General features: G+C 67.3%; 15 protein-coding genes. 8 read left to right on the top strand and 7 right to left on the bottom strand.

Going from position 1 to position 9,533, the window contains the following annotated elements:
- The 5 genes from AB0J09_RS44725 to AB0J09_RS44705 all read right to left on the bottom strand — a co-directional run.
- On the bottom strand, positions 1-516 hold a 516-nt coding region (locus tag AB0J09_RS44725), incomplete at its 3' end, for an FAD-dependent monooxygenase (RefSeq protein WP_360705408.1).
- A 398-nt stretch (positions 517-914) separates the two neighbouring features.
- A complete protein-coding gene (locus tag AB0J09_RS44720) occupies positions 915-1,145 on the bottom strand; it encodes a hypothetical protein (protein ID WP_360705405.1) in 231 nt (76 codons plus the stop codon).
- Positions 1,146-1,418: 273 nt separating this feature from the next.
- The gene (locus AB0J09_RS44715; protein WP_360705402.1) at positions 1,419-1,859 is read right to left on the bottom strand and encodes a nuclear transport factor 2 family protein; all 441 of its coding nucleotides are present in this window, start codon (positions 1,857-1,859) and stop codon (positions 1,419-1,421) included.
- Positions 1,860-2,104: 245 nt separating this feature from the next.
- Complete coding sequence (locus AB0J09_RS44710; RefSeq protein ID WP_360705400.1) at positions 2,105-2,689, bottom strand: NAD(P)H-dependent oxidoreductase; 585 nt, start codon at positions 2,687-2,689, stop codon at positions 2,105-2,107.
- 75 nt (positions 2,690-2,764) lie between these two features.
- Entirely contained in the window at positions 2,765-2,914 is a 150-nt protein-coding gene (locus AB0J09_RS44705) for a hypothetical protein (RefSeq protein WP_360705397.1), read from the bottom strand.
- Positions 2,915-3,079: 165 nt separating this feature from the next.
- On the opposite strand from AB0J09_RS44705, the gene sigJ reads away from it, so the two are divergent.
- Positions 3,080-4,015: an RNA polymerase sigma factor SigJ gene (gene sigJ, locus AB0J09_RS44700; RefSeq protein ID WP_360705395.1), complete on the top strand. Its 936-nt coding sequence runs from the start codon at positions 3,080-3,082 to the stop codon at positions 4,013-4,015.
- Positions 4,016-4,114: 99 nt separating this feature from the next.
- Here the strand turns inward: sigJ and AB0J09_RS44695 are convergent, their stop codons facing one another.
- The gene (locus AB0J09_RS44695) at positions 4,115-5,014 is read right to left on the bottom strand and encodes a LysR substrate-binding domain-containing protein (protein ID WP_360705392.1); all 900 of its coding nucleotides are present in this window, start codon (positions 5,012-5,014) and stop codon (positions 4,115-4,117) included.
- Between the two features lie 108 nt (positions 5,015-5,122).
- Between AB0J09_RS44695 and AB0J09_RS44690 the strand changes: the two genes are divergently transcribed.
- Genes AB0J09_RS44690 through AB0J09_RS44680 form a run of 3 tightly spaced genes read left to right on the top strand, consistent with a single transcriptional unit; the run spans position 5,123 to position 7,625 of the window.
- Positions 5,123-5,545, top strand: coding sequence for a hypothetical protein (locus tag AB0J09_RS44690; protein ID WP_360705389.1), 423 nt, complete (start codon positions 5,123-5,125; stop codon positions 5,543-5,545).
- Positions 5,538-7,130, top strand: coding sequence for a multicopper oxidase domain-containing protein (locus tag AB0J09_RS44685; RefSeq protein WP_360705387.1), 1,593 nt, complete (start codon positions 5,538-5,540; stop codon positions 7,128-7,130). Before AB0J09_RS44690 ends, AB0J09_RS44685 begins: the two co-directional genes overlap by 8 nt.
- Before the next feature lie 12 nt (positions 7,131-7,142).
- On the top strand, positions 7,143-7,625 hold the full coding sequence (locus AB0J09_RS44680; protein WP_360705385.1) for an FAD-dependent oxidoreductase: 483 nt from the start codon (positions 7,143-7,145) through the stop codon (positions 7,623-7,625).
- A gap of 214 nt (positions 7,626-7,839) precedes the next feature.
- Here the strand turns inward: AB0J09_RS44680 and AB0J09_RS44675 are convergent, their stop codons facing one another.
- Entirely contained in the window at positions 7,840-8,298 is a 459-nt protein-coding gene (locus AB0J09_RS44675) for a MarR family winged helix-turn-helix transcriptional regulator (RefSeq protein ID WP_360705382.1), read from the bottom strand.
- 138 nt (positions 8,299-8,436) lie between these two features.
- Here AB0J09_RS44675 and AB0J09_RS44670 point away from each other — a divergent pair, with 138 nt between their 5' ends.
- From AB0J09_RS44670 to AB0J09_RS44655, 4 genes are all read left to right on the top strand, one after another.
- The gene (locus AB0J09_RS44670) at positions 8,437-8,625 is read left to right on the top strand and encodes a hypothetical protein (RefSeq protein ID WP_360705379.1); all 189 of its coding nucleotides are present in this window, start codon (positions 8,437-8,439) and stop codon (positions 8,623-8,625) included.
- A gap of 65 nt (positions 8,626-8,690) precedes the next feature.
- Positions 8,691-8,981 (top strand): hypothetical protein, encoded by a 291-nt coding sequence (locus tag AB0J09_RS44665; protein ID WP_360705376.1) that lies wholly within the window; start codon positions 8,691-8,693, stop codon positions 8,979-8,981.
- Positions 8,930-9,268 (top strand): alpha-L-rhamnosidase C-terminal domain-containing protein, encoded by a 339-nt coding sequence (locus tag AB0J09_RS44660; RefSeq protein ID WP_360705373.1) that lies wholly within the window; start codon positions 8,930-8,932, stop codon positions 9,266-9,268. Before AB0J09_RS44665 ends, AB0J09_RS44660 begins: the two co-directional genes overlap by 52 nt.
- Positions 9,269-9,533, top strand: a 265-nt coding sequence (locus AB0J09_RS44655; protein ID WP_360705411.1) for an AraC family ligand binding domain-containing protein, incomplete at its 3' end; no start/stop codon positions are given. It abuts the gene before it with no gap.

Raw genomic sequence — 9,533 nt, 5'->3', positions numbered from 1 at the left:
GTGCGTGGCGGGCTCGCCGGGGAAGCCGACGCCGAGCAGCTTGCGCACCGTGCTACGGCCGCCGTCGCAGCCGACGAGGTAGCGCGAGCGCAACTGCGTGCCGTCGGCCAGCTCGACGGTCACCCCGTGTTCGTCCTGGCTCAGCCCGACCAGTTCGCAGCCACGCCGGATCTCGGCGCCGAGCTCGGTGGCGTGCTCGGTCAGCAGGCGCTCTACGGTGGGCTGCGGGATGCCGAGGATGTACGGATGTGCGGTGTCCAGCTGGTCCGGCGCCGGTTTGGTGATGCCGGCGAAGAAACGGCCGCCCGGGTATTGCTTGCCGAGCGCGAGGAACTGTTCCAGCAGACCACGCTGGTCCATCACCTCGATGCTGCGCATGTGCAGGCCGAGCCCACCAGCGCGCCTGGTCGGCTCCGCGTCCTTCTCCAGCACCAGCGCGTGCACGCCGTGCAGCCGCAACTCACTGGCCAGCATCATGCCGGTCGGTCCGCCACCGGCAACGATCACGTCAATCATGAACCCCCCATTCAACAAGGTTGCATTTCGGCCGGCTCCTCCGCGCAGTCCGGCGGCGCGCACACCCCTACCTCCGCGCCGAGCGCCCGCAAACCGCACCGCGCGTCCCACCGGCGGTTCGTACTTCGCGAATCCCTGATTCCCGCAGGTTCTGGCTTCGGTCGGAGATTCTGCAGCACGACCCGGGTCTTGCCGCAAGGCCCCCGGTGCGCTATATGTTGGAAGTGGCAAGGAGTGGGTAACCTCCTTGCCTTTCTTGCCTTTGCTTTTTGTTGTCCGCTGTGGACGGACAAGCTCCTCCCGAAGCGGTGACGCGCCGCGTACGGCGATGTCGCCGCCAGCTGAACACACCTGGCTCATCTTCGGCGGGCAGCGCCCGCAGCTGCTTGACGGCGGCGTCAGTCGCGGCGGGTTCGCCAGGTCAGGTTGTCCAGGATGCCCAGGCGTTGAGCGGCGGCACGGCCCGCGCCGAACAGCGCGATGAAGTATCCACCGGACCGCCGGTCAGCAGCCCGCTCGATGATGACCGGCGTCCAGCCGATCTGCCGCAGCCGCAGCGCCGTCGCGATCTCACTGACGCCCAGCCCGACCACCAGAGCCCGGCGGCCACCGTTATTCGTCGTGTCCACGAGGTTTCTCCTTGCAGGGTTGCAGGCGACTCCGGCTCGTGAAACCGGAGTGCCGATTGCGTCTCACGTGAGAGCGGCCAGGCGCGATCCCTGCAGCGCCTGGCTGACGACTATCGCCAGCCGTATCTGCCTGGACCTGCTCGGCCGGTAACGCCCCGGTCAGCACGAACTGGGCGTTACCGGCAGTAGCACGGCCGCGCCCCCGGCCTGCGAAATCAGGTCAGTGGCTCAACGGGCAGCACCGCCCGCGACGTCCCGAACTTGTGCGACTCGTCAGGGCTCGAGGTCGGTCACTCCTTTGCCGCTCCGTATATCGAACGGCACAGAAGCCTGATCGTGCACGATCAACCAATTGCCGTCGATCTTCCGGAAGCAGAAAGTGCCCCTGACCCACATACCGCTCGTCGCCGTCCCGTTCTCCAGCGTGCCGCTGAGCCGGCCGAAGCAGTGCCCGAATGCCACATCATCGCCCACGGTGAGCGTCAGGTCGCGAACCTCATAACTCACATCCTGGAAGAACGTGAACGCGTTCGCCCAGTTCTTCATTTTCGCCGCTATCCCTACGTGCTGCAGCGGCGGCTCGACGTCGAAGGACACGACATCCGTTGCGTAAAGCTGCTTCAGGCCCTCGAGATCCTTGGCTCGGATTCCTTCGACTATCTTGTCGACATGCTGCCTGATCTTGGCTTCGTCTACCTCGCGTTGCGTAGGCATCGCTACCCATCCCTTCCGTTCGGTGTGGAATTTTTGACTTCTCACTAGTACGACAACACCGCGCCCCGGAATGTCAGACCCGCGGCTGCCGTACGGACTCGGAATCGTTCGAAGTCATCGCATCCTCCATTCAAGAAATTTCTGACCGCAAGACGGTCCTTTGTGGTTCCAGTAGTCCGACAGCGCATTCCTGCAGAATGTGAGGTGCCACGACGGCCTCGCCGATGACGGGCTTCTTCCGGGGTTCAGGCGACGGCGACCGGCGAAGCGGTGCGCACCGGCGCGAGGGCGGTGCTCCAGGCGACGACCTGGTCCAGTAGCGTGTCCAGGGCGGTGACGTTGTAGTCGCCCGGCTTGAAGACGGTGTAATTCTCGAACTCGGTCAGCAGTGACAGTGTGACCTGCGGAGCCACATCGGCCATCTGCAGTGCCCCGCAAATCAGCCGCAGCTGCTCGACCGCGCGGGCGCCGCCCACGCCGCCGTAGGAGACGAACCCGGCCGCCTTGTTGTTCCACTCCACGTGCAAGTAGTCGATGGCGTTCTTGAGCACTCCGGGGATGGAGTGGTTGTACTCGGGAGTGACCATCACGAACCCGTCGAACGAGGCGATGGTGTCCGCCCAGGCCCTGGTGTGCTCGTGCTGATACCGGCCCAGTGACGCCGGCGCCGGCGCGGGCTCGTCCAGGTGCGGCAGCGGATGGTCAAGCAGGTCGATCACCTCGAACTCGGCGTCCCTGCGGCGCGCTGCCCTCTCATAGACCCACTGGGCGACCTGTTCGCCCTTGCGGCCGGGGCGGGTGCTGCCAAGTATGATTCCAATCTTGATCATCGTTCTCCTGTTCTGATGCTGATGCTGGTGCGCTGAACCTGCCGCTGCTGGGTCCTGGCCGGGGCGCGGCATCCACTAGCGGTCGTGGTACGGGGATCCGCCACACGCCGTCGTGTGCGAACAGCGCGCGACGCGGTCGTAGTCCCGCATCATCACGGCGTCGGTGAACTCACCGCGCAGCGTCTCGATCTCGATTCGGTCGGCGATGGTCTCAAGGTCGCCCATCGGTCTCCTTCATGTCTCGCTTGAGCTTTCCTGGATGGTGTGCTCCTCCGTGCAGTACGACAACGCAACCCCTCAGAATGTGAGGCGATGCGCCGACCTCACAGTTCACTGCGCTGTCTTGTCGGACTGGTAAGAGCAGATACGACCAAGGGAGCCGACGACACCATGACGATCCAGTCCGAGCCAGGAGGCGGCCGGCTCGATCCCAGCCTGAGCGCGATCATGGGCGAGCGGCGCCAGCTGATCAATCTCGCCTACAGGCTTCTCGGCTCCCTGTCCGACGCCGAAGATGTCGTCCAAGAGACCTACACCCGCTGGTACGCCATGTCCCGGCAGCAGCAGGACGCCATCGAATCCCCCGGCGCCTGGCTGACCAAGGTCGCCAGCCGCCTATGCCTCAACGTGCTCTCCTCGGCACGCGCCCGGCGAGAGACCTACGTGGGCGAATGGATCCCCGAGCCGCTACCCGACCCCACAGAGTGGATCAACGGGCGATCGGACGGAATCACCGCCGACCCGGCCGACCGGGTCACCCTGGATGAATCGGTCAACATGGCCTTCCTCGTCGTCCTCGAAGCGATGACCCCGGCCGAACGCGTCGCATTCATCCTGCACGACGTCTTCCGCTATTCCTTCGCCGAAGTCGCCGAGATCGTCGGCCGTACCCCGGCGGCCTGCCGCCAGCTGGCCTCCTCAGCCCGCCGCCGCATCCGCGCCTCGCAGGCTCCCGCTGCTCTGGCAGCCCAGCAGGCCGGCGTCGTGAGAGACTTCAAGCAGGCCTGGGAGGCCAAGGACATCAACGCCCTCATCGGCCTCCTCGACCCCGACGCCACGGCGATCGCCGACGGCGGCGGCGTCGTCGGCGCCGTGCTCCGCCCGATCGAAGGCGCCGAGCAGATCTTGCGCTCACTGTTCAATCTCGAGGGCAGGCTCCGCAACCTGACGATCATGGAGCGGACGGTCAACGGCCAACCCGGCCTGATCGCCCAGCACGACGGCGTCACCGTATCGGTGTACGCATTCGAGGTCGCAGGCGACCGGATCAAGCACATCTGGGCCGTACGCAACCCCGACAAGCTCCGCCCGTGGACAACAGGCTGACTCGCACTGCTCACCCTCAATCGCCAAGTGCTGACACGGCCTGCGCAACCGGGATGGCCAAGACCCGGGGCATGTCGCGCCCACCCCGCGAGCTGATCATCAGCGTTTCTCCTGCGGTTCCCCGGTGACCCAGTCCCAGCTGGTGATCGTGGTACGCATCAGCCGGGCGGCGGTTGACAGGTGGCTGTCGGCGCCCCAGTGCAGGGTGACCGCGCGACGGCAGTCGGGGCTGTCGACGGCGATCCAGGCGCCGGGGGTGCGCGTCGCGCTGCGGCGGGCGAAGGCGGGAACGAGACCGATGCCGAGTCCCGCGCTGATCAGCTCCGCGATGGCGGCGGGCTCGTCGCTCTCGCAGACGATCTTCGGCGTGATGCCTCTCGCGGCGAAGAGCCGATCAAGCAGCCGGCGTAGCCAGTGCCCCTTGCGGGCGGTGATGAAGGGCTGGTCGGTGAGTTCGTCAATGCTCACGGAAGCACGGCCCGCCAGCGGATGATCGAGTGGCAAGCCCACCCCCACAGCCTCATCGAACAGCTGCGTCGACTCCAGGCCCTCGGCATGGATCGGCTGCGAGGCGACACACAGATCGACGTCCTGGGCCCGCAGGCGGCGGGCCATGTCCTCGGCCGGTGACCAGTGGAGTTCGACCTCGATGGAGGGATGGGCGCGCTTGTAGGCAGCCAACGGCCCGGTGAGAGTCATGAAGGTCTCCGACGCCAGCCGCACCGTGCCCACCCCCTCGCTGGTGGCCTCGGCGACGGCGCGCCGCCCCGCATCGAGCTCGCCCAGTGCGCGTTCTACGTAGTCGCGGAAGAGCTTGCCCGTGTCATTCAGCCGGAGCCGGCCGCTCCGATCGAACAGCGGTACGCCCAGTTCGCTCTCCAACCGGGCGATGGTACGGCTCAGCGACGGCTGGGCGACACGGAGCGCCTCGGCCGCGCGGCTGAGGTGCTCCAGCTGCGCCACCACCAGGAACTGCTTGAGCGAGTTCAGCTCCATCATGCCTCCGGGATCATAACATCATAGCAATATTAATCTTAGACAAGATAACTCGTGAGCCATAGTGTCGGGCGCGTTCGCATACAGAGATCAGAGTGAGGAGGATCCCTCATGGTCACCAGCAATCTGGGATCCGCTGCCGCGCATCGGACAAGGCCGGTCGGGTGGGTTTTCCGGGCCTTTGTCAGCGCGCACGTGGTGGCGATCGTCGGCCAGCCGGTGTTCGCCGGGGTGTATCTGACCGGTGACTTCGACAGCCTGCGCTGGCACGCGGTCGGCGCCGACGTGGTCACCTCCATCGGTTACCTGCAGATGATCGCGGCGATCGTCGTCTGGGTCCGGCTGCGTCAGGCCTGGCCGTTCCTGGCCACGATGGCGGTGGTGGCGGCCGAGACGGTGCAGTACTTCGCCGGCTTGGAGGGCGCGTTGTGGCTGCACATCCCGCTGGGCGTGACGACCGTCGCCGCGCTCGTCGTGCAGTTCATCGCGGTCTGGCGCCGGCCCCTCCTGCGGAGGGAGGCCCGCAATGCGTGAGCGTGGCATGACCAGGCGGCGGATGCTGGGCATCGGCGGGGCGTTCGGGCTGATGGCCGCCACCGGGCTGTCGACCTCGGCCGCGCTGGCCCGCCGGCCGTCGATCACCGGCGCCGAGCTGCGCAGTGCCGTACCGCTGCCGCCGCCTTTCCAGGTGCCGCTGCCGATTCCCACCGTTCTGAAGCCGATCAGCACCTCGGGCGGTGGCGACCGTTATGAGATCACCCAGCGTGAAGCGAGTGTGGAGATTCTGCCCGGCGTCAGGACGCCGCTGTGGACGTATGAGGGCACCTTCCCCGGGCCGACCATCGAATCGCGCCGCGGCCGGCCGGTTACGGTGTCACACCGCAACGAGCTGCCCGTGCCGACCGTCGTGCACCTGCACGGCGGACACACCCCGGCAGCCTCCGACGGCTACCCGACCGACCTCGTCCTGCCCGAGGACTGGCACGACGCCACCATGCACATGGGGCACGGCTCTGAGCATGGCATGCACGATCCGCGGGCCGTGGTGACCAAGCTGACGCGGGACTACACCTTCCCGCTGGACCAGCGGCCCACGCTGCTGTGGTACCACGACCACCGGATGGACTTCACCGCCCCCGCGATCTGGCGCGGTCTCGCCGGACTGCACATCGTCCGCGACGACGCCGAAGACGATCTCGGCCTGCCCGCAGGGCCGCGCGAACTGCCTCTCATGATCGCCGACCGTGCGTTCGCCGCCGACGGCGGCCTCGACTACCCCGCCCTCGACCCCACCCTGCGGGAGCGGCCGGGCGTGCACGAGCCGTACCTCGCCGGAGTCCTCGGCGACGTGATCTTGGTCAACGGCGCCCCCTGGCCCGTGCACGAGGTCGACACGGCCCGCTACCGGCTACGCGTCCTCAACGCCTCCAACGCCCGGCACTACGAACTCGAAGCGGTCACCGATGACGGCCGCCGGCTCGACCTCGTCCAGATCGGCGCCGACCAGGGACTGCTCGCGACGCCGGTCACCCACCGGCTGCTGCCGATCGCACCCGCCGAGCGCTACGACGTGATCATCGACTTCTCGGGTGTCCCGGTCGGGAGCCGCGTCAGACTCATCAACCGGCTCGGCTCGGGCCGTACCCGCGACGTGATGGCCTTCCGCATCGCACGCCACGCCACCGACGACAGCCGCATCCCACGCACCCTCTCCACCGATCTGCCGGCCTGGCGACGGTCGGACGCGGTCAAGGTGCGCGAGTTCTCCTTCCGCGCCGGGCAGATGCGCGGCGATCACGGATGGCTGATCGGCGGGCTGCCGTTCGACCCCGCCCGCACCGACGTCACCGCCCGACTCAGCGACATCGAGGTGTGGCGGCTGATCGCCGACGTCCACCACCCCATCCACTTGCACCTGGTCGGCTTCCGCGTGCTGTCGCGCAGCGGCCGGCCGCCGCTGCCACACGACGCGGGACTCAAGGACACCGTCTCTCTTCGGCCGGGCGAAGCGGTGGAGATCATCACCCGTTTCGACGGCTACCGCGGCCGCTACCTCTTCCACTGCCACAACGCCGAACACGAGGACATGGGCATGATGGCCAACCTCGAGATCATCTAGGAGCCATGTGCTATGCCTGCCGATCCGGGCATCGTCATCATCGGAGCGAGCCTCGCCGGCGCGAAGGCCGCCCAGGCCCTGCGCCTCGACCACGGCTACGACGGGCCGATCGCCCTCGTCGATGACGAACCGCACCTGCCATACCAGCGCCCAGCCCTGTCCAAGGGCTGCCTCCTGGGCACCACCGGAGCCGGTGACCTCGACGTCGTGGAGCCGCAGTTCTACGCCGACCAGGACATCACCCTCGCGCTCGGCGCCCCTGCCACCGCCCTCGACGGCGTCTGCTACCTGCGCAACCGCGACGACAGCGAACACCTGGCCACAGCCCTGCGCGCGGCCACCAACGTCGTCATCGTCGGCGCCGGATGGATCGGCTCCGAACTCGCCGCCGCCAGCCGCAGTCTCGGCAACCACACCACCGTCATCGACCCCCTGCCCACACCGCGCCGTCCGCCGGGCGTCACCGCAGGCCGCGATCGGCGATGCCACAGATAACAGGGCGTTATCTGTGACAGGCACCGGCAGGTCCAGGTCTCGGGTCGCAGGCGCATGCCCACCCGCGCCCGCCAGCGCATCTAGGTGGCGGTGAATCGCACAGGTAGCGCCTTCAGGCCGCGCAGGAAGTCACCTGGTTTCCAGTGCGCAACGGTTCGGAGTGGCCGCAGTATCCGTCGGACCATCCATTCGGCCGGCCTGGAGGAAGGCCATATCAGTGGTGCTCGCTGCTGTGGTGCTCGACGAGGCGGGTGAGCAGGTCGATCAGGTGTTGCCGGTCGGCGGTGGGTAGCGGGGTGAGGAACTCGTCCTGGGCGCCGGCCAGTAGCCGGTCGAGTTCGGTGAGTTGCCGTCTGCCTGCCTCGGTGATGGTGATGATGTTGCGTCGGCGGTCTTCGGGGTCGGGTGCGCGCTCGACGAGTTGCCGCTCGGCCAGGTCGTTGACGGTGGCCACCATGTCACTGCGGTCGATGCCGGTCCGGCGTCCGAGGCTTGCCTGGCTGGCCGGGCCGTACTCCTCCAATGCGGCGAGCAGCGAGTAGTGGTAGCGCCGGAGGCCGGCCTTGGCGAGAGCTTGGTCCACGATCCGGTTGGCGGTCAGTGCGGCCTGGTTGGTCAGCCTGCTCGGTAGCGTGCGCAGCCGCTTCGGCGGCTTTCCCTTTGGGATGTCCACGGAGGCAATCTAGCAAGTTGTTGGCTGCGCCCACGATTATGTCTATCGCTGGCCCAGCCAACGTTGGCTTGTCCAACGAAATGTGGCGCAGAGATGTGATCTTCCGTGAGCATTCAACCGCAACACAAGGAGATTTCGTTGAGTACCGGCGTCGGCACAGCGGCCGCACCGCGGGCGACCCGAAGAGAATGGCTCGGGCTGGCGATCCTCGCGCTTCCCACCATGCTCATCGCCATGGACCTGACCGTGCTGCACCTGGCGCTGCCCACCCTCACCGCCGACCTGCGGCGGCCTGGTGTTCGCCGCAGGTCGGCATGGTGGTGCTGACCCGGGTCAGTGGCGTCACCGAGGACGACATCTCCTCCGGCTGCTCCTTGACCCAGGCCAGGTAGGTGCTGCCGCGCTTCCCCGACGCGCCGCAGCTCCCCGAGGAGTTCCGTGGCCGTTCGTTCGTGCAGTTCCGGGTGGTCTACACGGGGGACGAGGAGCAGGGCGCGCGGCTGGTGGAGCCGTTGCGTGCGCTCGGCCCGGAGAAGGACACCTGCGGCGCCATGCCGTACACGCAGATCACCGAGATCTTCCAAGACCCCAAGAACCCGGCCATGTCGCGGGCCTGCGGCCCATCCCGGGTGTGCCCGCCTACCGGCGTTTCGAGGTGCGGCCGCAGCCGGGCAGCGGGATGACGGCCGCCGAAGCGCGTCTGGACACCCCATACGGGCCGATCGGCGCCTCCTGGTGGATCGTGGGCGACACGTTCACCATTGACGCCCAACGCAAGCGCGCAGACGGCGCGGCGGTCAAATCACCCCGTCCCACACAAAGATCATCTCGGATGTGGCGAGCCTGCTCCTGGCTTCCCGTCAACGAGTCGGCCGGCCGAATCGCGGCTGTTGGAGACTGTACGGGCGAAGCCCGTGCTTTTGATCATGATGGCACTGAGGTTTCAAGGCCGAGCGCCTTTACGTTGTAGATTCGAAACCGGGGATGTCTTCCGTACCGCACAACTCGGAGCAGCGAACCTCGTCCGTCTTTTCCCTCACTCCCTCGCCCCGAGACGTCCAACGGGCAGAGCTTCACGGCCGGACCCGGTGACCTCGTCCTCCTGCCGGTGGGGTTGCCGCACACGTTCGGGGTCGGACTGGAGGAGCCGTTCCGGTCGCTGGTCATCACCACGCCCGCCGGATTCGAGCGCTTCGTGGCGGACGCGGGCGAACCGGCCCCCGAACGGCGTCTGC

The sequence above is a fragment of the Nonomuraea sp. NPDC049784 genome (assembly GCF_040659615.1).
Lineage (GTDB): Bacteria > Actinomycetota > Actinomycetes > Streptosporangiales > Streptosporangiaceae > Nonomuraea.
Note: the sequence above shows the minus strand (reverse complement) of the source record. Positions and strands in the feature narration are given on the sequence as shown.